23 protein-coding genes, 2 pseudogenes and 1 riboswitch are annotated in these 24,566 nt (G+C 72.5%); of the genes and pseudogenes, 13 read left to right on the top strand and 12 right to left on the bottom strand.

Going from position 1 to position 24,566, the window contains the following annotated elements:
• Positions 1–351 (top strand): annotated as a pseudogene (locus ACFY9E_RS36455) (2-oxoacid:ferredoxin oxidoreductase subunit beta); the annotation flags it as partial.
• 34 nt (positions 352–385) lie between these two features.
• Here ACFY9E_RS36455 and ACFY9E_RS36450 read toward each other — a convergent pair.
• Positions 386–775 (bottom strand): winged helix-turn-helix transcriptional regulator, encoded by a 390-nt coding sequence (locus ACFY9E_RS36450; protein WP_390991920.1) that lies wholly within the window; start codon positions 773–775, stop codon positions 386–388.
• A 91-nt stretch (positions 776–866) separates the two neighbouring features.
• Between ACFY9E_RS36450 and ACFY9E_RS36445 the strand changes: the two genes are divergently transcribed.
• Entirely contained in the window at positions 867–1,721 is an 855-nt protein-coding gene (locus ACFY9E_RS36445) for an NAD(P)H-binding protein (protein WP_390991917.1), read from the top strand.
• A gap of 123 nt (positions 1,722–1,844) precedes the next feature.
• A complete protein-coding gene (rarD, locus tag ACFY9E_RS36440; protein ID WP_390991914.1) occupies positions 1,845–2,858 on the top strand; it encodes an EamA family transporter RarD in 1,014 nt (337 codons plus the stop codon).
• 80 nt (positions 2,859–2,938) lie between these two features.
• On the opposite strand, the pseudogene ACFY9E_RS36435 reads toward rarD, so the two are convergent.
• Positions 2,939–4,018: pseudogene (locus tag ACFY9E_RS36435) on the bottom strand (MFS transporter); the annotation flags it as partial.
• A gap of 167 nt (positions 4,019–4,185) precedes the next feature.
• Here ACFY9E_RS36435 and ACFY9E_RS36430 point away from each other — a divergent pair.
• Positions 4,186–4,635, top strand: coding sequence for a winged helix-turn-helix transcriptional regulator (locus ACFY9E_RS36430; protein WP_390991911.1), 450 nt, complete (start codon positions 4,186–4,188; stop codon positions 4,633–4,635).
• Here ACFY9E_RS36430 and ACFY9E_RS36425 read toward each other — a convergent pair.
• Entirely contained in the window at positions 4,622–5,245 is a 624-nt protein-coding gene (locus ACFY9E_RS36425) for an ABATE domain-containing protein (protein ID WP_390991908.1), read from the bottom strand. The genes ACFY9E_RS36430 and ACFY9E_RS36425 overlap by 14 nt on opposite strands.
• Positions 5,246–5,266: 21 nt before the next feature.
• Here ACFY9E_RS36425 and ACFY9E_RS36420 point away from each other — a divergent pair, with 21 nt between their 5' ends.
• Together ACFY9E_RS36420 and ACFY9E_RS36415 are read left to right on the top strand one after the other, a co-directional pair.
• Entirely contained in the window at positions 5,267–5,740 is a 474-nt protein-coding gene (locus tag ACFY9E_RS36420; RefSeq protein ID WP_390991906.1) for a VOC family protein, read from the top strand.
• A gap of 152 nt (positions 5,741–5,892) precedes the next feature.
• Entirely contained in the window at positions 5,893–6,843 is a 951-nt protein-coding gene (locus tag ACFY9E_RS36415) for a M28 family peptidase (protein ID WP_390991904.1), read from the top strand.
• A 16-nt stretch (positions 6,844–6,859) separates the two neighbouring features.
• Here ACFY9E_RS36415 and ACFY9E_RS36410 read toward each other — a convergent pair whose 3' ends face one another.
• A complete protein-coding gene (locus tag ACFY9E_RS36410) occupies positions 6,860–8,269 on the bottom strand; it encodes a tetratricopeptide repeat protein (protein ID WP_390991900.1) in 1,410 nt (469 codons plus the stop codon).
• 159 nt (positions 8,270–8,428) lie between these two features.
• On the opposite strand from ACFY9E_RS36410, the gene ACFY9E_RS36405 reads away from it, so the two are divergent.
• The 3 genes from ACFY9E_RS36405 (at position 8,429) to ACFY9E_RS36395 (ending at position 10,800) form a co-directional block, all read left to right on the top strand.
• Positions 8,429–8,932 carry a DUF6668 family protein gene (locus ACFY9E_RS36405; RefSeq protein WP_390991898.1) on the top strand — a complete coding sequence of 168 codons (504 nt, stop codon included), beginning with the start codon at positions 8,429–8,431 and terminating at the stop codon, positions 8,930–8,932.
• A gap of 11 nt (positions 8,933–8,943) precedes the next feature.
• Positions 8,944–10,107, top strand: coding sequence for an amidase family protein (locus ACFY9E_RS36400; protein ID WP_390991944.1), 1,164 nt, complete (start codon positions 8,944–8,946; stop codon positions 10,105–10,107).
• Positions 10,108–10,218: 111 nt separating this feature from the next.
• A complete protein-coding gene (locus tag ACFY9E_RS36395) occupies positions 10,219–10,800 on the top strand; it encodes an NAD(P)H-dependent oxidoreductase (RefSeq protein WP_390991895.1) in 582 nt (193 codons plus the stop codon).
• A gap of 19 nt (positions 10,801–10,819) precedes the next feature.
• Here ACFY9E_RS36395 and ACFY9E_RS36390 read toward each other — a convergent pair whose 3' ends face one another.
• From ACFY9E_RS36390 to ACFY9E_RS36375, 4 genes are all read right to left on the bottom strand, one after another.
• Positions 10,820–11,698 carry an ABC transporter permease gene (locus ACFY9E_RS36390; protein WP_390991892.1) on the bottom strand — a complete coding sequence of 293 codons (879 nt, stop codon included), beginning with the start codon at positions 11,696–11,698 and terminating at the stop codon, positions 10,820–10,822.
• Positions 11,685–12,671: an ATP-binding cassette domain-containing protein gene (locus ACFY9E_RS36385; protein ID WP_390991889.1), complete on the bottom strand. Its 987-nt coding sequence runs from the start codon at positions 12,669–12,671 to the stop codon at positions 11,685–11,687. The genes ACFY9E_RS36390 and ACFY9E_RS36385 overlap by 14 nt, the downstream gene beginning before the upstream one ends.
• A gap of 41 nt (positions 12,672–12,712) precedes the next feature.
• Positions 12,713–13,963, bottom strand: coding sequence for an outer membrane lipoprotein carrier protein LolA (locus tag ACFY9E_RS36380; RefSeq protein WP_390991886.1), 1,251 nt, complete (start codon positions 13,961–13,963; stop codon positions 12,713–12,715).
• Between the two features lie 230 nt (positions 13,964–14,193).
• Positions 14,194–15,204 (bottom strand): polyprenyl synthetase family protein, encoded by a 1,011-nt coding sequence (locus tag ACFY9E_RS36375; RefSeq protein ID WP_390991883.1) that lies wholly within the window; start codon positions 15,202–15,204, stop codon positions 14,194–14,196.
• Positions 15,205–15,706: 502 nt separating this feature from the next.
• A riboswitch (cyclic di-AMP (ydaO/yuaA leader) is annotated at positions 15,707–15,882 on the top strand.
• A gap of 5 nt (positions 15,883–15,887) precedes the next feature.
• On the opposite strand from ACFY9E_RS36375, the gene ACFY9E_RS36370 reads away from it, so the two are divergent.
• A complete protein-coding gene (locus ACFY9E_RS36370; protein ID WP_390991880.1) occupies positions 15,888–16,667 on the top strand; it encodes a transglycosylase SLT domain-containing protein in 780 nt (259 codons plus the stop codon).
• Here ACFY9E_RS36370 and ACFY9E_RS36365 read toward each other — a convergent pair.
• A complete protein-coding gene (locus ACFY9E_RS36365) occupies positions 16,631–17,479 on the bottom strand; it encodes a Cof-type HAD-IIB family hydrolase (protein WP_390991877.1) in 849 nt (282 codons plus the stop codon). The genes ACFY9E_RS36370 and ACFY9E_RS36365 overlap by 37 nt on opposite strands.
• A gap of 186 nt (positions 17,480–17,665) precedes the next feature.
• On the opposite strand from ACFY9E_RS36365, the gene ACFY9E_RS36360 reads away from it, so the two are divergent.
• The 3 genes from ACFY9E_RS36360 to ACFY9E_RS36350 all read left to right on the top strand — a co-directional run bounded on the left by ACFY9E_RS36360 (position 17,666) and on the right by ACFY9E_RS36350 (position 20,942).
• The gene (locus ACFY9E_RS36360; protein ID WP_390991941.1) at positions 17,666–18,736 is read left to right on the top strand and encodes a GNAT family N-acetyltransferase; all 1,071 of its coding nucleotides are present in this window, start codon (positions 17,666–17,668) and stop codon (positions 18,734–18,736) included.
• A 35-nt stretch (positions 18,737–18,771) separates the two neighbouring features.
• Positions 18,772–20,073 (top strand): glycosyltransferase, encoded by a 1,302-nt coding sequence (locus ACFY9E_RS36355; protein ID WP_390991874.1) that lies wholly within the window; start codon positions 18,772–18,774, stop codon positions 20,071–20,073.
• 113 nt (positions 20,074–20,186) lie between these two features.
• Complete coding sequence (locus ACFY9E_RS36350; RefSeq protein WP_390991938.1) at positions 20,187–20,942, top strand: polysaccharide deacetylase family protein; 756 nt, start codon at positions 20,187–20,189, stop codon at positions 20,940–20,942.
• Positions 20,943–20,949: 7 nt separating this feature from the next.
• On the opposite strand, the gene ACFY9E_RS36345 is transcribed toward ACFY9E_RS36350, so the two are convergent.
• The 3 genes from ACFY9E_RS36345 to ACFY9E_RS36335 are packed head-to-tail and all read right to left on the bottom strand — an operon-like array spanning position 20,950 to position 24,373.
• Positions 20,950–22,128 carry a glycosyl hydrolase gene (locus ACFY9E_RS36345; protein WP_390991871.1) on the bottom strand — a complete coding sequence of 393 codons (1,179 nt, stop codon included), beginning with the start codon at positions 22,126–22,128 and terminating at the stop codon, positions 20,950–20,952.
• Complete coding sequence (locus ACFY9E_RS36340) at positions 22,125–22,565, bottom strand: hypothetical protein (protein ID WP_390991868.1); 441 nt, start codon at positions 22,563–22,565, stop codon at positions 22,125–22,127. Before ACFY9E_RS36340 ends, ACFY9E_RS36345 begins: the two co-directional genes overlap by 4 nt.
• On the bottom strand, positions 22,562–24,373 hold the full coding sequence (locus tag ACFY9E_RS36335) for a glycosyltransferase (RefSeq protein WP_390991936.1): 1,812 nt from the start codon (positions 24,371–24,373) through the stop codon (positions 22,562–22,564). The genes ACFY9E_RS36340 and ACFY9E_RS36335 overlap by 4 nt, the downstream gene beginning before the upstream one ends.
• Between the last annotated feature and the right edge of the window lie 193 nt (positions 24,374–24,566).

Here is a 24,566-nt window from a genome sequence, read left to right as displayed (position 1 = left end):
ATCCGCCTGGAGCACGGCAAGCCGATCCGCTTCGGCGCCGGCCTGGCCAAGGGCGTCGTGCGGGACCCGCTGACCGGTGATCTGAAGGTGGTCGCGGTGACGCCGGACAACGAGGACCGGGTGCTCGTCCACGACGCGCACTCCCCGTCCCCGACCACCGCGTTCGCGCTGTCCCGGCTCGCCGACCCCGACAGCCTGCACCACACGCCGATCGGTGTCCTGCGCTCGGTCGAGCGGCCCGTCTACGACACCCAGATGGCCGACCAGCTCGACACCGCGATCGAGCAGCACGGCAAGGGCGACCTGGCCGCGCTGCTGGCCGGCGGCGACACCTGGACCGTCGTCGGCTGACGCCGCCGGAAGGCACCCTCGGGGCCCGGGCCGTCTACGACGCGGCCCGGGCCTCGTCGTACGCCCGGCGGGCCTTCTCCACCTCGTCCATGCGCTGGTGCGTCCACGCCGCGAGGCCCCGGACCTGCTCGGCGGCCTCGCGGCCCAGGTCGGTGAGGGAGTAGTCGACGCGCGGTGGGATGACGGCCTTGGCGTCGCGGTGGACGAGGCCGTCGCGCTCCAGGGTCTGGAGGGTCTGGGTGAGCATCTTCTCGCTGACGCCCCTGCCGCCGGCGCCGATCGCGCGGCGCAGCTCGCTGAAGCGGTACGTGCGGTCCAGGAGCTCGATCAGGACGAGCACACCCCAGCGGCTGGTGACGTGCTCCAGGACCAGCCGGTGGGGGCACATCGCCTCGAGGTCGTCCGCACTTCTACTTACTGACATGCCAGTACCTTACTTCAAAGTGGGTACTTTCCAAGAGTTAGCGCATCTCCTAGGGTTAGTGTCAACGCACCCCACAAGGAGAGTCCCCACCATGAGCATCGTCGTCACCGGAGCCACCGGACACCTCGGCCGCCACGTCGTGGAGCAGCTGCTGGAGAAGGTCCCCGCCGAGCAGATCACCGCGGTCGTGCGCACCGCGGAGAAGGCCGCCGACCTCGCGGCCCGCGGTGTGAGGATCGCCCTCGCCGACTACAACACCCCCGCCTCCTTCGAGGGCCTGTTCTCCGCCGGCGACAAGGTGCTGCTGATCTCCGGCACCGAGTTCGACAAGGGCCGCGTGCAGCAGCACAAGGTGGTCATCGACGCCGCGAAGGCCGCCGGTGTCGCCCTGCTCGCCTACACCAGCGCCCCCGGCACCCTGACCGCCGCGCTCGCCGACGACCACCGCGGCACCGAGGAGCTCCTGCTGGACTCCGGTGTGCCCTACGCGCTGCTGCGCAACGGCTGGTACCACGAGAACTACACCGAGAACCTCGCCCCGGTGCTGGAGCACAACGCGGTCGTCGCCGCCGCCGGCGAGGGCAAGGTCTCCTCCGCCGCCCGCGCCGACTACGCCGCCGCCGCCGTCGCGGTACTGACCGGCGAGGGACACGAGAACAAGACGTACGAGCTGGGCGGCGACACCCCCTGGAGCTTCGCCGAGTACGCGGCCGAGCTGAGCCGGCAGACCGGCAAGGAGATCGCCTATCACGCCGTCTCCCCCGAAGCCCTCGTCGGCATCCTGACCGGCGCCGGTCTGCCCGAGCCGTTCGCGCAGATCCTCGCGGGTGTCGACGCCGCCATCGAGAAGGGCCAGCTGGTCGTGTCCACCGGTGACCTGTCCCGCCTGACCGGCCGCCCGACCACCCCCTTCTCCGAGGCGATCGCGGCCGCCCTCAAGAGCTGACGCCCCCTTCCCCGCGCCACCCCCGGACTGTCATGACCGTATGCCGATACGGGCATGACAGTCGGGGGCGCTCGGCGTTACCGTCGTGAACGCGGACACACGCCAGGCGCGAAGGAGGGGCCCGTGACCGGCAAGCCGAGGGGTGAGCGGCACATAGGACTGCTGAACGGCTTCGCGGCCTATGGGATGTGGGGGCTCGTCCCCCTGTTCTGGCCCCTGCTGAAGCCGGCCGGTGCGGTGGAGATCCTCGCCCACCGGATGGTGTGGTCGCTGGTCTTCGTGGGCGCCGCCCTGCTCGTGCTGCGGCGCTGGGCCTGGGCCGGTGAGCTGCTGCGGCAGCCGCGCAAGCTGGCGCTGATCACGGTCGCCGCGGCGGTCATCACCGTCAACTGGGGCCTGTACATCTGGTCCGTGAACTCCGGGCACGTCGTCGAGGCCTCGCTCGGGTACTTCATCAACCCGCTGGTCACCATAGCGATCGGTGTGCTGCTGCTGAAGGAGCGGCTGCGGCCGGTGCAGTGGGCGGCGGTCGGGACCGGCTGCGCCGCGGTCGTCGTACTGACCGTCGGCTACGGCCGGCCCCCGTGGATCTCCCTCTGCCTCGCCTTCTCCTTCGCCACGTACGGGCTGGTGAAGAAGAAGGTGGGCCTCGGCGGCATCGAGTCGCTGGCCGCCGAGACCGCGATCCAGTTCCTGCCCGCCCTCGCCTTCCTGGCGTGGCTGACCGCGCGGGGCGACTCCACCTTCGCCGCCGAGGGTGCGGGGCACGCGGCGCTGCTCGCCTCGGCCGGCATCGTCACCGCGCTCCCCCTGGTCTGCTTCGGCGCGGCCGCCATCCGCGTGCCCCTGTCCACCATCGGCCTGTTGCAGTACTCGACGCCGGTCCTCCAGTTCCTGCTCGGCATCCTCTACTTCCACGAGGAGATGCCGCCGGAGCGCTGGGCCGGCTTCACGCTGGTCTGGCTGGCGTTGACGCTGCTCACCTGGGACGCCTTGCGCACCGCCCGCCGGGCCTCCCGCACGCTCACCAACGAGATCAGCGTGCCCAGCACCACCAGGGCGACCGGCACGGTCAGTGCCACGCGGAACGCCGACAGCGTGTCCTCGGGGCCAGGCCCGGTGGACGCCAGGCCGTAGACCGCGGTCACCGCCGAGATGCCGATCGCCGAGCCGAACTGGGTGGCGGTGGTCAGCAGCCCGCCGGCCAGGCCCTGCTCCGACCCCGCGACGCCGTCCGTCGCCGCGATCGTCAGCGGCCCGTAGGCCAGGGCGAATGCGAAGCCGGACAGGATCAGCGTCGGGAACATCATGGCGTAGGACCAGTCCATGCCGACCGGCAGGAACAGCGCGTAGGCGGCCACGGCCAGGAGGAAACCGCCGGTGATCACCCGGGCGTTGCCGAAGCGGGTGACCAGCCGGGGCGTGAGCGTCGGCGCGAGGACGGCGTCGATGCCCATGACGACCAGGGCCACCGCCGTCTGCAGGGACGACCAGCCGCGCAGTTCCTGCAGGTAGAGCGTGACCACGAACTGGAAGCCGAAGAAGGCGCCGAGGAACAGCAGCGCACCCAGGTCGGCGCGCACGACCGGCCCCCGGCGCAGCAGGGCGAGCCGGACCAGCGGGTCGGGGCAGCGGCGCTCGACCGCGACGAAGACACCGGCCAGCAGCACGGCCGCGAGACCCGAGACCAGGGTGAGCGGCCACTGGTGCAGGCCGTGCTCCAGGCGGACGACGGTGTAGGCGGCGAGCAGCATGGCACCGGCGGCGGTGATCGCGCCGGGCAGGTCGAAGGTGCGTCGGCGGCGCGGCGGGGCGTCGCGCCCCGGTATCAGGCGGAAGGCCGCGACGAGCAGGGCGGCGGCCAGCAGTACGGGTGCGAAGAACACCCAGCGCCAGCCGATCTCGGTGAGCAGTCCGCCGATGACCAGCCCGAGGGAGAAGCCGGCCGCGCCCGTTCCGGCGAATACCAGCAGGGCCTTGTTGCGCGGCGGGCCCTCCTCGTAGGACGTGGTGATCAGGGAGAGCGCGGCCGGGGTCATGAACGCGGCGGCGACGCCCGTGACGAACCGGGCGACGATCAGCATCCAGCCCTCCGTCGCGAAGCCGCCGAGCCCCGAGAAGGCGAGGAAGACGGTCAGCCAGAGCAGGAACATCCGCCGCCGGCCGAGCAGGTCGGCGGCCCTGCCACCCAGCAGGGTGAAGCCGGCGTAGCCGAGCACATAGGCGCTCATCACCCAGGCCGCGGTGCCGGTGGTCAGGTGGAGATCGGCGCGGACGGCCGGGATCGCCACCGCCATCATCGCGACGTCGATGCCTTCGAGGAAGATCGTTCCGCACAGAACGAGCAGCAGCGCCCAGGCACGGGTGCCCATGAGTCAACACTCCTCCGGTAAAGGGCGGTTACGCAAGTGAGGGTCGGTTCCCGCTTGTAACCACGCCCCACCCTGCGGCAGCATCGATGGACATGGAAGAAGGCACTTCGAAGTCACCGAGTAACTGCGCGAGCACCGTGGACTACGGCGACACCGATCCCTTCCAGTGGGACACCCGCGAGGACTGCCAGGTCCGGCAGATCCTCGACCGGATCGCCGACAAGTGGTCGCTGCTGGTCATCGCGCTGCTGGAGAACCGGCGGCTGCGCTTCACCGAGCTGCGCCGCGAGATCGACGGGGTCAGCCAGCGGATGCTGACGGTGACCCTGCGCTCGCTGGAGCGGGACGGCCTGGTGAAGCGGACGGTGCATCCGGTGGTGCCGCCGCGGGTCGAGTACGAACTGACCTCCCTCGGCAGAACGCTGCACACCACCATCCGGTCCCTGGTGACCTGGACGGAGGAGCACCAGGAGGAGATCGCGGCGGCCCGGACCGCCTACGACACCCGCGCCGCGGAGGCCGCGGAGGCTACGGCTTCGTAGGGGCGTGGCGGGCGCGGTGCGCCCGGACCTTCTCGCGGTTCCCGCAGTGCTCCATCGCGCACCAGCGGCGGCGGCCCGGGCGGGAGGTGTCGACGAAGAGCAGGTGGCAGTCGTGGGCGCCGCACTCGCGGATCCGGCCGGCGAACGGCCCGGTGAACAGGTCGATCGCGTCGCGGGCGACGGTGGAGAGCAGCTGGGTGCCGGTGGCGCCGGGGGCCCAGGAGCGGGCGCCGCCGGGCTCGATGCGGGCGACGAGTGGGGGTCCGGCCGCGGCGGCGTTGACGACGTCCAGGTGGGCGGGCTCCAGGGGGCGGCTGTGGGCGCGACCGGCGGCGAGCAGGAACACGGCGTCGCGCAGGGCGCGCACCCGCTCCAGTTCCGCGGCGGAGACGGTGAGGCCGAGCCCGTCCGGCAGCCGGCTGCGCGCGGCCCAGGTGACCAGGTCGGAGGGTTCGTGCAGCACCTCCCAGCGGGCGAAGGCCCCGGGGCCGCCCGTCGCCGTCAGCTCCAGGCACAGGGTGCCCGGGTCGAAGCGGTAGGGCTTGCCCTCATGGGAGACCAGTGTCAGACCGGGCGGTCGTCCCGGCGTTTCCCCTGCGCGTCCACTCACCTAACCAGTATAAGTGGTTACATGACGCAGACACCGGCATCACCCACTCCCGTGCACTGGAAACTCGTCATCGACGCCGATGACCCGCACGCGCAGGCCGACTTCTGGGCGGCCGCCCTCCGCTACGAGGCCGAGGACAACAGCGCCCTGATCGGGAAGCTGCTCGGCTTCGGCGCCCTGCCGGAGGAGGCCACGGCCGACTTCCACGGCCGCCGCGCCTTCCGGGACCTGATCGCCGTACGGCACCCCGAGGACCCGTTCGACGAGGAGAGCGGGACCGGGCTGGGGCGGCGGCTGCTGTTCCAGCGGGTGCCGGAGGCGAAGACGGTCAAGAACCGGCTGCACCTCGATCTGCACCCCGGCGAGGGGCGGCGCGACGAGGAGGTCGCACGACTGGAGGGGCTCGGGGCGAGCACACTGCGGCGGGTGAAGGAGCAGGGCGGCGAATGGGTCGTGATGGCGGACCCGGAGGGGAACGAGTTCTGCGTGCATTGACAGGAGCGCCGGAGGCCTGCACTCCGTAACGCCCTGGCCGAATAGGCACCTTGACGGAGAGTCAGTACCAGCTTCACCATCCAGGCACCCCATTCACTGTGGGCGGCCCGTGGACACCCCACGGGCTTCCCGACGGAATCCGGAGCCCCCACATGAAGCTCTCCGTTTCCGCGCGCGCCGTCGCGGCAGGCGGCATGGCAACAGCCATGCTCCTGACCGGCGGTGCCGTGGCCGACGCCGCGTCCTCCGCTCCCTCCAGAGCGGCCGCCGCGCCGGACATACCCGTGGCGAACGTCAAGGCCCACCTGTCCCAGTTGCAGTCCATAGCCACCGCCAACGGCGGCAACCGGGCGCACGGCCGGGCCGGCTACAAGGCCTCGCTCGACTACATGAAGGCCAGGCTGGACGCGGCCGGATACACCACCACGATCCAGCAGTTCACCGCCTCCGGCCGCACCGGCTACAACCTGATCGCCGACTGGCCGGGCGGCGACGCGAACCAGGTCGTGATGGCCGGCTCGCACCTCGACAGCGTCTCCTCGGGGCCCGGCATCAACGACAACGGCTCCGGCTCGGCCGCCGTCCTGGAGACCGCCCTGGCCGTGTCCCGGGCGCAGTACAAGCCCACCAAGCACCTGCGGTTCGCCTGGTGGGGCGCGGAGGAGCTCGGCCTGGTCGGCTCCCGCTACTACGTCAACCGGCTTGCCACCGGCGACCGTTCCAGGATCAGCGCCTACCTGAACTTCGACATGATCGGCTCCCCGAACCCCGGCTACTTCGTCTACGACGACGACCCGGCGATCGAGAAGACCTTCAAGGACTACTTCGGCGGCATCGGCGTCCCGACCGAGATCGAGACCGAGGGCGACGGCCGCTCCGACCACGCGCCGTTCAAGAGCGCGGGTGTGCCGGTGGGCGGGCTGTTCACGGGGGCGAGCCGGACGATGACGGCGGCGCAGGCGGCCAAGTGGGGCGGCACGGCGGGGCGGGCCTTCGACCGCTGCTACCACTCCTCCTGCGACACCACCGCCAACATCAACGACACCGCCCTGAACCGCAACAGCGACGCCCTCGCGTACGCGGTGTGGGAGCTGTCGGAGTAGCCCTCCCGGGCCACGCCTACTGCTTGCGAGCGCGTTCGGTGAGACGGCCCATGCGGGCGCGGGCCGACTCCAGTTGCTCGACCTCCTCGGCGGCCGGGCCACCCTCGGCGGCGAGCTCCGTCCACAGGCCGATCAGGTCGCGACCCAGCTCCAGCCCCGGCGCCGGGTCGCGCACCGCGCGCCACGCGGTGGCCGCGCTCTCCACGTTGCCGAAGGCGGCCTCCGCGTCGCCGGTCCGGCGGCGGGCACCGGCCAGGTCGAGCGACAGCCGGCAGGCACGGACCGGGTCGCCCGCCAAGTAGGCGATGTACGCGGTGAGTTCGCGCAGCCGGAGCACCTCGGGGTGCTCCGGCCCCAGCGTCCCCGACGCCTGCGCGACGGTCTGCTCCGCCAGCCCGGCGGCCGCGTCGATCCGGCCCTCCTTCACGGCCTCGTTGATCCGCGCGACGGGCTCCGCGAGGAGCGCGGGCGCGGCGGGATCGCCCGGGGCGGTGAGGGGTTCGTCCCCGAGCACGGCCTCCGCGACGGCGTCGAAACCGCGCGGGGGCGTGGGCTTGGGGTCGGGGTCGGCGGCGATCAGGGCCGCTTCGGGAACCGGCAGGGGTCGCGGAGCCGGGTGGGCCTCGGGGACGGGGAGCGGCCTGGCGTCCATGGGCGGGGGCGGGCCGAACGCGCCGGTGGGCGGCGCGACGGTGCCGGGCGGCGTCGCCGCGCCCGGGGACGGTGGCGCGTCGTCCGGCACGGGCTCCGCCGACCCCGGCACGGCTCGCAGTTCGAAGGTCGGTACGGGTTCATCGGCCGGCTGCGGCTCGGGCACCGCCCGGAGCCGGAACGTCGGGGCCGAGTCCCGGCCGGACGCGTGCGCGGGGCGCAGCACATGCGTGGCGCTGTCACTCGGGGCGGGCGGGGCATGCGGCGGCTCGGGCGGGGTCGCGGCGCTGCCGCTCCGGGCGTGCTGCGGCTCGGACGGGGTGGCGGTCCCGCCCGGGGCGTGCGGCGGCACCGGGGCGCCGTTGTCTCGGACGGGCCGCGGCTCCGGCGGCGTGAGGGCGCCATTGCCCCCGGCGTGCTGGGACGCCGGTGGGGGCGTGGCGACCGGCTCGGCCGTGAAGCGGCTGGAGCCGTCCGGGTCGACCTGGAGCGGGACGACGTAGCCGATGCGCTCGTCGTGGATCGTGGCGAGGACGGGGTGGCCGGTGGCTAGGGCGATGTGGTGCAGGCGGTTCAGGACGGCCCGCTGGATCTCCTCACCCGGGGCCGCGAAGACCGGCACCCCGCCGACGGAGGCGCCGTCGGACACCCCACCGGCCGCCCCTCCCACGTCCGTTCCGGCCCGGGGGACATGGACGTCGATCGGCGCCGCCGGGGTCGCCGCTCGTGCGGCCTGCTTCTGTTCCCGCTTCTTCTCGCGGCTGAGTCGCGACATCGTCCCCTCACTGGGCGTCGTACACCTACTGTCGAGTGTGTCCGCTCGCCCCCGTTTCTCACGTCACCACGGTGTCACAGGCTCGTCCCAAGGGCCGCCGGCCCCGGCACGGGTCGTTCCGGGGGCGTGAGGGCCGGGTGTACGAGGGAGGAGAGGGGCATGCACACAGGCACGCGACAGGGACCGGAGATCTGGCTGCGGGGCCCGGTGACCACCCCGGAGCCGGGGCCGCCGGAGCCCGCGCACGACCGTGCCGCGGGGCGGCGCTTCTCCTGGGTCGGCACGCACGGCGGCGCGGGTGTCTCCACCCTCGTGGCGGTCTACGGCGGCCACGACAGCGGCCGGTCCTGGCCCGGGCCCGGCGATCCCCCGTCGGTGCTGCTGGTCGCCCGGACGCACGCGGCCGGGCTGGACACGGTCGCCGGGGCGGTGGAGCTCTTCCGGCGCGGTCAGGCTCCGCCGGGGCTCGATCTGGACGCCGTCGTCCTCGTGGCGGACGCCCCGGGCCGGCTGCCGCGCCCGCTCGCCCAGCGGGTCAGGTCCCTGGAGTCGGTCATCGACGTGTACCGCGTGCCGTGGGTGCCGTCCTGGCGGCTCGGCGAAACGGGACACCCGCCGCGCGAGACGGCGGACCTGGCCCGGCTGACGGGAGCGGCACGCTGACGGCCGCGCCCCTGTCGGACCCGCCCCTGTCGGACCCGCTCCTGTCGGCCGGGGAGATCGCGGCGGGTGTACGCGCCCGGGCACTGCGTGCGGCGGACGTCGTCGCGGCGGCGCTGGAGCGGATCGAGCGGGCCGATCCGGACCTGTGCGCGTTCGTCGAGGTGTGGGGCGAGGAGGCGTTGCGGCGGGCGGGTGAGGTGGACACCCGACTCGACCGGCGGGGGGCGGACCCGTCCCTGCCGCTCGCCGGTGTGCCGATCGCCGTCAAGGGGCGGCACGGGCTGCGCGCGGCGGACGCGCTGCTCACCGCCGGGTGTGTGGCCGTGGGGGCGACGTCCGTGCCCGGGCCGGGCACGCCCTGGCAGACCTGGGGGCTCGGAGCCGGGGGCCGGACCGTCAACCCGTGGCGGGCCGACCGTACGCCGGGCGGTTCGTCGGCCGGGGCCGCGGCGGCCGTGGCGGCCGGGCTGGTGCCGTTGGCGACGGGCGGCGACGGAGCCGGGTCGGTGCGCATCCCGGCGGCGTGGTGCGGGGTCGTCGGGCTGAAGACGACGCGAGGACGGCTGCCGTCGGGCGACCGTACGGGGCTCATGGTCCGCGGGGTGCTCGCCCGTTCGGCGCGGGACGCGGAGCTGTGGTGGCGCGTGGAGGCCCAGGAGCCGGTGCCGGCCGCGGCGGCCCTTCCTGTCACCGCCGTCTGGTCCCCGGACCTCGGTTTCGCCGGGCCCGACCCGGAACCTGTCGCGCTCGCCCGGGCGGCGGTGGAACGGCTCGTGGCGGCAGGGGTCGTACGGCTGGTACGGCCGCGCACGCCGGTGCGGCTCGCGGACCCCGGGCCGGCCTGGCTCGCCCTGCGCACACCCGGTGCCGACCCGGCCGGGGCCCACCGCGTCCGGGCGGCGAACGACCGGCGGCTCGCGGAACTGTTCGCCGGTGCCGATCTGCTGCTGACCCCGACGGCACCCACCGCCCCGCACGGCCACGAGGGCCCCGGGGACCGCTACTCCACTGCTCTGACCTGGGCGTTCAATCTCAGTGGGCATCCGGCGCTGAGCCTGCCCGCGGGGATCGGCGACGACGGCTGCCCGGCCGGGCTTCAGCTGGTGGCACCGCACGGGCGGGAGGCGCTTGTGCTGGCGGTGGCGCGGGAGGCGGAGGCGCGCGACGCGGGCTGACCGACAGCCCGGGCAGACACCCGCAGCGGGCACCCCTGGCGCATTTACTTGCGTACGCATATGATGCACACGCGTGTAATTGACGTACGCCGAGTTTCCAGAGGGGCACCCATGACCCGCCGTTTCCTTTTCGTCCTGGGCAGCGCTCGCGCCGAGGGCAACTCCGAGCTGCTGGCCCGCCGGGCCGCCGAGCAACTGCCCCCGGACGTCGAGCAGGAGTGGATCGACCTCACCGAACTCCCCCTGCCGGACTTCGAGGACCTGCGCCACGACAACGACCACGTCCGGCCGACCGAGGGCAACGTGGCCCGGCTGCTCGACGCCACGCTCGCGGCGACGGACATCGTGATCGTCTCACCGCTGTACTGGTATTCGGTCTCCGCGCAGACCAAGCGCTACCTGGACCACTGGTCGGGCTGGCTGCGCACGCCGGGCCTCGACTTCAAGGCGACCCTGGCCGGGCGCACCCTGTGGGGCGTCACCGCCCTCGCGCACACGCAGGAGGTGGTCGCCGACCCGCTCGTCGGGACGCTCCACAACTCGGCCGCGTACATGGGGATGCGCTTCGGCGGGGTGCTGCTCGGCAACGGCAGCAAGCCCGGTGACGTGCTGACCGACACCGCGGCGCTGACCCGGGCGAAGACCTTCTTCGCGCAGGAGGCACCGCTCGCCCGGTTCCTGTACGAGGAGTGACTCCGGGCGGGCCTCAGCGCTAGGCCGTGATGTCCTTCACCGTGAAGCGCGCCCACGCCGCCGACCCGAACACCGCCGCGTACAGGGCCTGGAGGCCGAGGTTCTTCGCCAGGTCGTCCCAGTAGACCGGCTCGCGCATGAGGTCGGCGAAGGAGAGCCAGTAGTGGGAGAAGAAGTACGGCTGGAGGGCGTGCAGTTGCGGGATCTGGTCGAGGATCTGGACCGTGATCAGGAGGCCGACCGTCGTCGCCATCGCCGCGATGCCGCTGCCCGTCAGGGTCGACACGAACAGGCCGAGCGCGGCGACGCCGATCAGTGACGCGGCGACGGCCAGGGCGATCAGCAGGGCTCTGCCCAGGCCCTCGGCGAAGCCGATCCGCGTACCGGAGATGGTCGTCAGGTCCCCGAGCGGGAAGAGCAGCGCACCGACCGTCAGGGCCGATACGGCGACCACCAGCGTGGCGGCCAGGCAGAAGAGGACGACCGTCGCGTACTTGGTGAGCAGCAGACGGCTGCGGCCGGCCGGGGCGACCAGCAGATAGCGGAGCGTGCCGGAGTTGGCCTCCCCGGCGATCGCGTCGCCCGCGACCACCCCGACCGCCATGGGCAGGAAGAACGGGAGCGTGGCGGCCAGGGCGGTGAAGACCAGGAACAGGCCGTTGTTGGTGATCTGCGCGATGAAGGCCGGACCTCCGCCGCCCCCGCCGCCGGGCGACGAACCGTCCCCCGTCTCGATCTTCACGGCGATGCCGACGAGGATCGGCACGCCCGCCAGCACGGCCAGCAGCGCGAGCGTGCGCCAGCGCCGGAAGGTGGTGACGAGCTCGTTGCGCAGCAGCCCGAAGGTCCACAGCCGGCTCACCGGCCGTACGGATTCCACGCCTTCAGCCCGCGACATCGAAGCCCTCCCCGGTCAGCGCCACGAACGCGTCCTCCAGCGAGGCCCGTTCGACCGTGAAGCCGCGCACCCGGACTCCCGCCGTCACCAGCGCGGCGTTCAGCTCGGCGAGGTCGCGCTCCGGTGGTTCGCCGGTCACCCGGTCGCCGGTGACGACGACGTCGCCGACGCCCTGCTCCTTCAGGACCCGGGCCGCCTCCGCCGGGTCCGGCGTGGTCACCACCAGCCGGCCTCGCGCCCCGGCGGACAGCTCGGTGACCGGCCCCTGCGTGATCAGCCGGCCCCGCGCCATCACGGCCGCGTGCGTGCAGACCTGCTCGATCTCGTCGAGGAGGTGGGAGGAGAGGAAGACGGTCGTGCCGTCCGAGGCCAGTTCCCGGATCAGGGTGCGGATCTCGCGCATGCCCTGCGGGTCCAGGCCGTTGGTCGGCTCGTCGAGGACGAGCAGCCGGCGCGGCCGGAGCAGCGCGGCGGCCAGGCCCAGGCGCTGTTTCATGCCCAGGGAGTACGCCTTGGCCTTCTTGGACCCGGCGGCCGTCAGGCCCACCCGGTCCAGGGCCGAGGCGACCCGGGCCGAGCGGGTGCGCGGATCGGCGGCCGGGTCGGCGCTGTCGTAGCGGATCAGGTTGTCGCGGCCGGAGAGGAAGCCGTAGAGGGCCGGTCCCTCGATGAGGGCGCCGACGTGCGGCAGCACGGCGCGGGCGGCCCGGGGCATGGGCTGCCCCAGGACCCGGGCCGTGCCGGAGGTGGGCTCGATGAGGCCCATCAGCATGCGGATGGTGGTGGTCTTGCCGGAGCCGTTGGGGCCGAGGAAGCCGAAGACGCTGCCCGCCGGGACGGTCAGGTCGAGACCGTCGACGGCGAGCTGTCCGCCGCGGTAGCGCTTGGTGAGCGCGCGGGTGGCGATGACCGGCTCCCCGGTCTCGGCCCGCGCCTCACTCTCCTCCGGTTCCGTGGCGGACGGTGCGCCCATCGGCTTCCTCGTTCTCTCGACGTCCCGTACGCCTGCGGGACCTACTTCCCGGCGTCGGCCGCCTTCACGAGCGCGTCCTTGGTGACCAGGCCCGCGTAGACCTTGCCGTCGTCGGTGATGAGGGCGTTGACCAGACGGGTCGAGAAGACCGTGCCCGAGCCGAACTTCCCGTGGACCTTGTCGCCGAGCGAGTCCATGAAGCCGCCGAGGTCGCCACCGCCCTTGCCGGAGGGCACACCCTCGCCGCCGGTGTCGAAGGTGGCTATGGCGGTCCAGCCCTCGCCGATGGTCTTCATGCCGTCGTGGCCGCCGAGGCCCTTGCCGGCCCCGGGGGCGCGCCCCGGTGCCTCACCCAGGTCGAAGGGCTTGCCCGGGGCCTTGCGCGGCGTCTCACCCGCGGCCTTGCCGGAGTCCTTCTCCTCGGTGACCTTCGCGCCCTTGGGCGGGGTGAAGTCGAAGGTCGAGGCGGCCGGCTCGGCGAAGCTGACCTTCGTGAAGCCCGCGTCGACGACGGCGGCGCCGCCGCTCGCCGGGGTGAGCGTGAACTTCAGCGGCATGCCGGTCTGCGCGTCGACCGCCACGGTGATCGCGCCGACCGTCGAGCCGGACTGCTTCGGCTTGACGACCAGCTTGTAGGCGTCGCGGCCGGCGACCTGGGCGGTGCCGTCCACGGTCACGGACGTCGTGTCGTCGACCGCCTTCAGGGCCTCCTCGGCGAAGTCCTTCGGCAGGGCCGGCGGCTGCTGGTCCTTCCCGCGCTCCGGGCTCTCGGAGGAGGTGCCGTGGTAGACCTCGTTGGACTTGCTGTCGTAGCCCCAGACGTCCTTGCCGTTGTGGATGAGGCTGTACTCGGCGGCGTTCTCCAGCAGCGACAGCTTCTGCCGGTCCGGGCCGTCGGCCGCGACGCGCAGGGTGTGCGTGCCGGAGGCCAGTTCGGTGAGCTTGGCGGTCGGGTCGGCGGAGGAGCCGCCCTCGCCCTGGCCCGCGGCGCCGGACAGCAGGCCGGACTCCAGGCCGCCGAGGTTCGGCAGGCCGAGGTCGGTGCTGATCTTCACCGTGCCGGACAGCTGCTCGACGTCGGACTTGGCGATCTTCTCGATGAGCTGCTGGGCGGTGATCTTCGGGAGGTCGGGGTCACCGGAGTCGGCGAGTGCGGGGACCAGGCCGATCGTCGCGGCCGCCACCCCGATCACCGTGACCGGGACGATGTACCGCGCGGCGGTACGCCGCCCGGAGCGCTGCTCGTCGACCTGCCCGGCGGTCGTGCTGTCGTCGGATGCGTACGGTGCCATGTGTGCCCTACCTCCGTGTCGGCGGCGGCTGTCCGTGTCGTGCACGCACTCGTCCCTGAGCCGCCATTCTCACCCGAACAGGTGAGGAGTGGTGTTTTCCGTGGTCACCATCTGACCAAATCGGCCAGGGAGATACGTCAGACCCCGGGCTCAACTCCGTGTACTGCTGGGGTATGACACGGGCGGGCGGCTTCTCCCCCGACCCGTAGGGGTCGGCCGGGAGAGAGGTGCTAGCCGGCCCGGTGCACCACCGCGTCGCAGAGCTCCAGGAGAGCCGTCTTCGCGGCGCACTCCTTCAGGGGCGCCAGCGCCGAACGGGCGTCCTGGGCGTAGCGGACGGTGTCCCGTCGGGCCTGCTCCAGCGCCGGGTGGGCCCGCAGCAGGCGCAGGGCCTCGGCGTGCCGTTCGTCGTCGGTGAGGTCGGAGTCCAGCAGCTCGCACAGGGCGATGTCCTCGGCGAGCCCGAGGCGGGCCGCCCGCTCGCGCAGCCGCAGCACCGGCAGGGTGGGGATGCCCTCGCGCAGGTCGGTGCCGGGGGTCTTGCCGGACTCGTGGGAGTCGGAGGCGATGTCCAGGACGTCGTCCGCGAGCTGGAAGGCGACGCCGAGCCGCTCGCCGTACTGGGTCAGCACGTGCACGACCCTCTCGTCGGCGCCGGACATCATCGCGCCGAAGCGGCACGAGACGGCGACCAGCGAGCCGGTCTTGCCGCCCAGCACGTCCAGGTAGTGCTCGATGGGGTCGCGGCCGTCCTGCGGTCCGGCCGTCTCCAGGATCTGGCCGGTCACCAGGCGCTCGAACGCCTCGGCCTGCACCCGCACGGCCTCCGGGCCGAGGTCGGCCAGGATGTGCGAGGCGCGGGCGAAGAGGAAGTCGCCGGTGAGGACCGCGACGGAGTTGCCCCAGCGGGTGTTCGCGCTCGCGACGCCCCGGCGCACGGCGGCCTCGTCCATGACGTCGTCGTGGTACAGCGTGGCCAGGTGGGTCAGCTCCACGACGACGGCCGACGGCACGATGCCGGGTGCGTGCCGGTCGCCGAACTGGGCGGAGAGCATCACGAGCAGCGGACGGAACCGCTTGCCGCCGGCCCGCACCAGGTGCTGGGCGGCCTCCGTGATGAAGGGCACCTCACTCTTGGTGGCCTCGAGCAAGCCTTCCTCGACAGCCGTCAGTCCGGCCTGGACATCGGCTTCCAGAGCCTGGTCCCGCACGCTCAGCCCGAACGGCCCGACGTCGGTCACGAGGGGTCTCCTGTCTGCTGTGTCTGCCGGTGATTACGCGGTTTGTCGATAGGTCGCTGCCCTCACTCGAGTCAGCGTATCCGGTCACGTTTCGATCACCGCCAGCGCCCATGGTTACAGGCCGGGTGGTATCCGATCACGACCGCTATGTTTTCGATCAACCCATAAGAACAGATATTTATCGACTTACCCAGAGGTAGCGAGGTATGCACGATTTGCCGTTTTGAGTAAGCGAATTCCCCTTGGTGGAAATTGCCCCTCGGGCTCGTGATCAGTGAGTTGAATCACTTCGTCCGCTTTTCCGTCCCACCCTCGCGCCGACCCGTACCCCCTTCCCCCGAAAGCCAGTTGAGCCTTGGCTCTCGCAAAGGATCAAGCGGCCCAAACACCCCCGACCAAGGTCATCCGCGTGATATGTGACTGAGGTGCTTGTTCCCGACATGTGCTCTCGCATACGTTCCCGGCCTGTCCGGCGGACGCCTAATCCTGCCGCCGCCCGGACTCCCCACAGGAACCGACTCACTCACGCAGGGCAGGAGCGGGGGACCCAGGTCAGTCGCCGGGCCGCACAGCGGCACGGCTCGGGGTGAAGCCGCGCACGGCACACAGCGCCGTACGCGGCCGGGCACCTCCCGGCCCGAACCCGACAGCTCACCTCGCAGGCGCCGGAGAGGAATAACGCCATGCCCGGACGAGGCAAGCACCGTCGCCCCAGAACCAACCCGCTGACCCGAGGCCTCATCGCCGCCGGTACCGGCGGAGCCGCACTCACCCTCCCGCTCCTCGGCGCCACCCACGCGAGTGCCGCCGAGCCCCAGAGCGCACCCGCCGCCGCACAGTCCGTGCCGCGGACGGCCCAGCCCGCCAAGTCCCTCACGTACACCGTGACCAAGGGCGACTCGCTCGCCCGTATCGCGGACAAGTACGACGTCTCGGGCGGCTGGAAGCAGCTCTACAAGGACAACCGCGCCGCCGTCGGCGACAACCCGAAGCTGATCCACCCGGGTCTGAAGCTGAAGGTGAAGACCACCAAGACGCACGCCGCGAAGAAGACCGCGACCCCGTCGTCCGCCCCGGCCAAGCCGGCCGCGAAGCCCGCCACGGGCGTCGCCCAGGCCACCCAGGCGTCCGCGAAGACCTACGCGAACAACCTCGACGGCTGGATCCGCGAGGCGCTGGACATCATGGCGCAGAAGGGGATCCCCGGGTCCTACGACGGCATCTACCGCAACATCATGCGCGAGTCGTCCGGCAACCCGCTGGCGATCAACAACTGGGACTCGAACGCCGCCGCGGGCACCCCGTCCAAGGGTCTGCTCCAGGTCATCGACCCGACCTTCGCCGCGTACCACGTCCCCGGCACCTCCTTCGACCCGTACGACCCGGTCGCCAACATCACCGCGGCCTGCAACTACGCGGCCGACCGCTACGGCTCGATCGACAACGTCAACGGCCCGTACTGAGCCGTCCCGCCCAGCAGTCGCTCGAGGACGACGGCGATGCCGTCGTCCTCGTTCGACAGGGTGACCTCGTCGGCCACGGCCTTGAGTTCGGGATGTGCGTTGGCCATCGCGACACCGTGGCCGGCCCAGTCGAACATCGGGATGTCGTTGGGCATGTCGCCGAAGGCGATGGTGTCCGCCGGCCGCAGCCCCAGATGCTCGGCGGCCAGCGCCAGCCCCGTCGCCTTGGTGATCCCGCACGGCTGGAGCTCCACCGTGCCGGGCCCCGACATCGTCACCGTCGCCAGCGAGCCGACCACCGAGCGGGCCGTCGCCGCCAGCTCGTCGTCCGACAGATGGGGATGCCTCAGCAGCACCTTGCTGATGGGCTCGCCCCACAGGTCGTCGCGCCGGTCGACCCGCACCGCGGGCAGGGTCGGGTGCGGCATCAGATAACCCGGCTCGATCAGCGTGAGCCCGTCGACCCCGTCCTGGTCGACCGCCGCGTACACCTGCCCCACCTCGGCCTCGATCTTGCCGAGGGCGGTCTCGGCCAGTTCCCGGTCCAGGGTGATGGACCACAGCAGCCGGTCCGCGCCGGCGTCGTACACCTGCGCGCCCTGCCCGCACACCGCGAGCCCCCCGCATCCGAGGTCGTCCAGGAGCGGCCGCACTCTCGGCGCCGGCCGGCCCGTCACCACGAGGTGCTGGGCACCGGCGTCCGCCACCCGCGCGAGCACGGCGAGAGACCGGTCGGAGAGGGTGTCGTCGCCGCGCAGCAACGTCCCGTCCAGATCGGTGGCGATGAGTGAATATGCGAGGGGTGCGGCCATGATCAGAGAATACGGACAACGCGGCCCTTCGTTTCATCGCACGGCGGCCGCCGATTGCCCGGTTGAAGGCCTCTGCACCAGTTGGCAACAACATGCTCCGCTACCTACCGGAGGGACCGCATCGAGCGGTACCTTCCCTGTGTCCAGGGGGGACTTGATCGGGGGGTCAGGTTGAGCAGTGGGCGCATTCGCGTGGCTGGGCCCGGGGAGCTCGGTGAAGAGGAGAGGGAGCGCTGGCGTGCGCTGCGCGCGGCCTCCGGGGCACCGCGCAACCCCTTCATGGAACCGGAGTTCACCGAAGCCGTCGGCCGGGTCAGGCCGGGGGCCCGGATAGCCGTGGTGTACGAGGGGCCGGAGCCGGCCGGCTTCCTGCCCCATGAGCGGGGCCCGTTGGGGCAGGGCCGGGCGATCGGGCTCGGCGTCTCGGACGCGCAGGGCGCGATCCTGCGGCCGGGCCTGGACCTGGAGACGGGCGAACTGCTGAAGGCCTGCTCGCTGTCGAGCTTCGCCTTCGACAATCTGGAGGCCGAGCAGCGGCTGTTCGTCCGGTACGCGGCCGAGGAGCACGCCACCTACGTCATCGACGTGGAGAAGGGCTACGAGACGTACGAGTCGGTGCTGCGCGCGCAGTCGCCGAAGTTCCTGAAGACCACGCTGGCCAAGGAGCGCAAGCTGGGCCGGCAGGCCGGTGAGCTGCGGTTCGTGTTCGACGAACGCGACCCCGCCGCGCTGCGCACGCTCATGGAGTGGAAGTCGGCGCAGTACCGCAGGACCGGCCGCCGGGACCGGTTCGCCCAGGAGTGGATCACCCGGCTCGTCGGACAGCTGGCCCAGACCCGGGCGCCGGAGTGCAGCGGCACCTTGTCCGTGCTGTACGCCGGTGAGCGGCCCGTCGCCGCGCACTTCGGGCTGCGCTCGGCCTCGGTGCTGGCCTGCTGGTTCCCGGCCTACGACCCGGAGTTCGCGAAGTTCTCGCCGGGTCTGGTGCTGCACCTGCGCATGGCGGAGGCGGCGGCCGCCGGTGGCGTCGGCATGCTCGACCTGGGCCGGGGCGCGGCCGAGTACAAGGACGCGCTGAAGACGGGCGAACTGCCCGTCTACGAAGGGGCGGTGACGCGGCCGGGGGCGGGCGCGGCGCTGCACTGGCTGAGCCGCGAGCCGGCGCGCCGCGCGCACAGCTTCGTCCGCGGCCGGCCGCGGCTCGCCTCGCTGGCCGCGCGGACGCTGAAGGGCGCGGCCCGGCTGCGCCGCACCTGAACGCAAGGCGTACCTGACACAAGGGGGGTGGGCGCATGGCCCGTTCGGCGCGTGCGCAGGAGGAGATACGGCGGTTCCTGGACATCGGGGCGGTGCAGGTCGCCGAGCTGGACCTCGACGGGGACGAGGCGGTGCTCAGACCGGGCCCGGGGAGTCCGCCGGTGACGCACGGAGAGGTGTTCGTGCTGGTCAGGAGGGGCGGCCGACCCGTGGGCACGCTGCTCGGGCGGGTGCCGGAGGGGGCGGATCCGAAGGCCGTGCTGGCGGGGCGGGCACGGGCGGAGTGCCGGCCGGCCGTCGTCGGCGAGTCCGGGGAGCCCCCGTACACGAGTGTCGTCGTCGCGACGCGGGAGCGTGCCGGGCAGCTGGCGCGGGCGCTGGACTCGCTGCTGGCGCAGGACCATCCGCGGTTCGAGATCGTCGTGGTCGACAACGCGCCCGTCACGAACGAGACACAGGAGCTGATCGAGCGGAAGTACGCCGAGCGCGTGCGGTACGTCCGTGAGCCTGTTCCGGGGCTCGCGGGCGCGCACAACGCCGGGCTGGACGCCGTGCGCGGCGAGGTGGTCGCCTTCACCGACGACGACGTGGTCGCCGACCCGCGCTGGCTGACCGAGCTGACCGCGCCCTTCGCCGCCGACGCCCGGCTCGGGTGCAGCACCGGTCTGATCCTGCCCGCGCGGCTGACCACCCCGGCCCAGGTGCTGCTGGAGAGCCACGGCGGCTTCGCGAAAGGCTTCACTCCAAGGACGTACGACCCGGCGCGCCCGCCGGGCGACGAGCCGCTGTTCCCGTTCACCGCGGGGCGGTTCGGATCGGGCGCGAACATGGCGTTCCGCACGGCGGTACTGCGTTCCGTCGGCGGTTTCGACCCGGCCACCGGTGCCGGGACGGCCGCCCGGGGCGGGGACGACCTCTACGGTTTCGTGCGCGTCCTGGCCGAGGGCCACCGGCTGCGCTACACGCCGTACGCCCTGGTGTGGCACCACCACCGGGAGACCTGGCGGGACCTGGAGACGCAGGCGTACGGCTACGGCGCCGGGCTCACGGCGTATCTCACCGCGGTGCTCGTGAACCGGCCCGCGCTGCTGCCGGCGTTCCTCGCACGGCTGCCCCGCGGCCTCGCCCATGCCCGCGCGCTGACGGCCGTGCGGGAGACGGAGGGAGCGCACGGCGCGGGGACGCCGGGCGATCACGACGGGCGGACCCATCCCTGGCCGCGGCGGCTGTCGCGGTTGCAGCGCCGCGGGATGGTGTACGGGCCGGTCGGCTATCTGAAGGCGCGGCGGGCACTGCGCTCGCCCGGTCGGGAGAAGACAGCTCGGGGGGCGGGATGAATGCGGACGGCAGAGGCCGGGCGGAGCGGGGTGCGCAGGACGGTGAGGGGCCGATAGCCGCGGCGGGCGGTGCCGGCACCCCCGCGATCCCCGTCTTCCTGTACCACTCGGTGATGGACGATCCGCCGGACTGGATAGCGGAGTTCACGGTCACTCCGAAGCAGTTCGCCGCGCACCTCGACGCGGTGGTCCGCAGCGGCCGTACGCCCGTCACGATCAGCGCGATCGCCGACCACCTGGCCGGGCGGGCGCCGCTGCCGCCCCGGCCCGTGCTGCTCACCTTCGACGACGGGTTCGCCGATCTGCCCGGCGCCACCGCCGAGGCCCTGGCCGAACGCGCGCTGCCGGCCACCGCCTACCTCACCACCGGCGCCATCGCCCCGGGCGGCCGCAGCCTGCTGCCGCCCGCCCCGATGATGACCCTGGCCCGGGCGGCGGAGCTGGAACGTTCCGGCATGGAGATCGGCAGCCACACCGTCACACACGCGCAGCTCGACACCCTGCCGGCCAAGGCACTGGCGTACGAACTGCGCGCCTCCAAGGCCGTGCTGGAGGACGCCCTCGGGCACGAGATACGGCACCTCGCCTACCCGCACGGCTACAACAGCCCCCGCGTACGGGCCATGTCGGCCCGGGCCGGCTACGAGACGGCGACCGCCGTACGGCACGCGCTCAGCTCCGACCGCGACGAGCGGTACCGCATCGCCCGGCTCATCGTCCGGCGCACCCACACCCTCGCCGACGTCGAGAGCTGGCTGGCGGGGGCGGGCGCGCGGGTGGCGCCGTACCGCGACGGGCCGAAGACGATCGCCTGGCGCTGGTACCGGCGCTCCCGTGCGGTGCTGCACGGGCCCGAGTTCGCCGGCTGATCCCGGCTCACTTCAGCGGCTGGTTGAGGTACGGGTCGGCGACCGCCTTGCGCAGGCTGTTCCAGGCCGCGTCGTTCGCCAGCGCCAGGTTGCAGTGCGGTCCGGGGTCGCGGTAGTTCCACTGGAGGGCCGCCTTGACGCCCTTCAGGTCCTTCAGCACCCCGGGCACCTGCGCGTACCACTCGGCCTGCCGCTGCGGGCGGCTCGTGTCCTCGGCGGTGCCGAACTCGGACAGCATCAGCGGCTTGTCGTCGGAGATGTGGGTGCGGATCCAGTCGTGCGTGGCGTTCTGGGTCTGTGCGAAGGTCAGCCAGCCGGCGTCGTGACAGCGGTAGTAGTTGTACTGGTTGTAGCCGATCCAGTCGACGTAGTCGTCGCCCGGGTACATCTGCTCGATCTCGTCGGCGTGGTCGAGGTACCCGGTGGTGATCCACGTCCACACCACGTTGTCGACGCCCAGGTCGCGGAACCGGTCGTGGATGTGCCGGTACGCCTTCACATAGTCGGCGGGTGTGCCGCTGGCCGGGGTGCGGGTGTCCATCTCCAGGTCGAAGGAGAGGAACACCTTCTTGCCGTAGTCCTTGATGCGCCGGGCCTGGACGTCGATGACCTTGTCGTCCAGCTCGCCGGCGGCGATCTGCTTCCAGGTGGGCTGCTGCCGCTTCGTGCCGCCCCACCACTTGCTCTCCCAGGACAGGAGCAGCAGACGGTCCTCGCCGACGCGTCGCTCCTCCGGGGTGAGCAACTGGCCCTCGCGCCGGGTGCCCGAGGCCAGGGACATGTCGTGGTACGTGTACACGATGTCGAGTGCGCGGCCCACCCGTTTCTCGTAGGCGCGCACCTTCTCGGGCAGGTCGTCGCGCTCGTGCGGCACGAACGCGCCGAACCAGGCGCCGCAGGGCGGTTCCAGGAGCTTCGTGGGGCGGCAGTCCGCCCCGGAACCGGCCGCTCCCTGTTCCTGCGGTCCGGTGGCGTCCCGCAGGGCCAGTACGGCGACCAGGACCGCGCTGACGACCGTGGCGGACGTGATCAGCAGGCGGCGCCGGCTCGATGCCAACGGGCCGGCGGCCCGCTCCTCGTGCGGTGTCCGCGCGGGCGGTTGCTGCGGGTGCGGCGTCCTGCGGTGCTGTCCTGCGGCCGTGCTCGGCTTGCGGCGAAAGGGACGGTGGGGGCGGTTGAACCTCACGGAGCGGAACCCTTCGGTGTCCTCGGTGTCGTGCTCGGCGGCGGGGAGGCGCGCAGCGGCGGACAGAACGCGGCGCATGTGGTCAGCAGCGTCAGCGTCAGCAGCACTCGCTGCGCGCTGAAGGTGTGGGTGGCGATCAGCACGGTCGCGACGAGCATCACGGCGCCGATGCTCAGGAACAGCACCAGCATCAGCCGCTCCAGCAGGTCGGAGCGGCGGGCGAAGTCCGCATCGCGGCGCTCCACGGGCCCTTCGGCGGGCCGGGCCCCGAGGGCGGGCGCGCAGACCCTGACGGCGGCGGCGCCCGGGCCGGCCGCCAGGAAGAGCACGACCGCGGCGCCCCGCAGCGGCGAGCCGCCGGGCAGGGCGAGCGCGGCCAGCGCCAGCCAGCCGCCGAACGGGGGCAGCATCCGGACCACGAGATCCTGCGGTGTCATCGCTCCGCTCCCCCTGACTGCCTCAGTACGTAGAGCCATCCGGCGCCGTTCTCCGCCACCAGCCGGAACCGGGGCGAGGCGGCGACGGACTTCTGAATGCGGTTCAGCTGCGCCTCGTCGAGCTGCCCGTTCATCTCGGAGTTGGCCATCTGCCCCTGCGTGAGCAGGAAGTAGGCCCGGGCCGGCCGCTCCACTCCGGCCATGTCACGCGCGAGGGTGGCCGCGGGGCTTTCGACGATCTCGTCGACGTGACTGCGGCCGTCGTCGAGGAACCAGTAGTGGTCGACGCTCCAGTAGGAGGCGTACGCGTCCGGGTAGTTGCGGTTGGCGGCGACGACCAGCGAGCCGTCGGGCGCCTGGTCGAAGAGCTGCCGGACGAGGGCCACTTCCTGAGGCGGGAAGTAGTTGATCCGGTCCTTGCCGGAGTAGGCCGGGACGAACGCCAGCGTGCCGCCGAGCAGCGCGGCCAGCGGCACCCAGACGCCGAGGCCCCGACGGCCCCCGGCAGAGGTGGTCCGCCGGCCGCCGGCCTCCCGCGCGGCGGCGTCGGCGGCCAGGGTGCGGACCTTGGGCAGCAGCGCGGCCGCCGCGAAGAAGGCGGCGCCGGGCAGCATGAACAGCAGCACCCGGAAGATCATCTCGCTGCCGTAGCTGCTCGCCGCGAACATCGGCAGCGGGGCCGCCGCGACCAGCAGCAGGGGCCGGGCACGGTGGCGCAGCACCCGCTGGCGCAGCACGCCGACAGCCGCGAGCAGCAGGACGGAGCCGGACAGCAGCCGGGCCGCCCAGGAGGTGGCGATCGCTCCGGTGCCGGTCGGGGTGGCGCCGTAGCCCGTCTCGACGTTGGCGCCGACGTCGCCGATGGAGCGGATCATGTCCGGCATCGCCGCGGACAGGAAGGGCAGCGCGGCCGTGAGACACCAGGCCAGGAAGATCACGACGGTCGTGACGACCGGGACCCAGTCGCGGTAGCGGCGGCTCAGGCACAGGGCGAGCAGGCAGACGACCAGCATGCCCGGGGTGAGCTGGTGGGAGATGACGATCGCCACGATCATGACGGTGATCACCACCGTCCACACGGCCAGCCGCGGCCGGCCCCCGCGTACCGCGGACCGGCCGAAGCGGCGCAGGACGACGGCGAGGACGCCCACATGCAGCGCGTACGCCACGGACTGGGGGGAGAAGTAGTCCTGCCCGACCCAGTTGGCGACGTAGAAGAGCCAGACCGCGGTCCAGATCAGCCGCCGGTCCTCGGTGAAGGTGCGGTAGATCAGCAGCAGCGGGAGCAGCAGCATCAGGCTGGAGGCCAGGGGCCACCAGGCCATGAACATCGCCGCCGAGTCCACGCCCAGCAGCCGCTGCAGGGCGGCCTGGGCGGCGAAGAAGCCCGGCCACTGGTCGTACACCGCCATGTCGCCGACCTGATCGGCCGTCTGCAGACCGCCGGCCGTCAGCAGATGGTCGATGACCGCCTCGTGCTTCCACGCCCAGGCGTACAGCGGAGTCGGATAGACCACGGCCTGGGTGGCCCGCTCCATCACCAGCAGACCGAGCACGTACGCCGCCGACCAGGCGCCCGGCCGGCGCGCGTCGCGGACCGTGAACCAGAAGCCGGTGGTGAGCACCGCGAGCCCGGCCCAGAAGGCCGGGTGCAGCGCGCTGACCAGCCCGTAGTCGTCGAGTCGCGAGACGTCGGTGTGCCGCACGGCGTACGCCCAGAGCGCGAGCGCGACGGACAGCGGGACGGCGGGCCAGGCGAGTGCGCGGCGTCCGGACCAGGCGGGGGGAAGGTCGGACAGATCCGTCACCGGCTCATGGGCGGGGCTCGACGACTCCGAGGAGGAGGGGCTGGAGGACTGGCTGGCCGTCTCGGGGCCGCTGCCGGGGGTGTTCGCGCCGCCCCGCGCGGGTGTGGGTTCCGGCGTGGATCTCTCCCTCGGTGTGACTGGCGGACGCACGGTGGTTCCCCCCTGGCGGTTCGGCTCTCTCGGCTCTGTTCGG

Origin of the sequence: Streptomyces sp. NPDC012466, assembly GCF_042955215.1 — a bacterium.
Lineage (GTDB): Bacteria > Actinomycetota > Actinomycetes > Streptomycetales > Streptomycetaceae > Streptomyces.
This window is presented reverse-complemented; position numbering and strand designations above follow the sequence as displayed.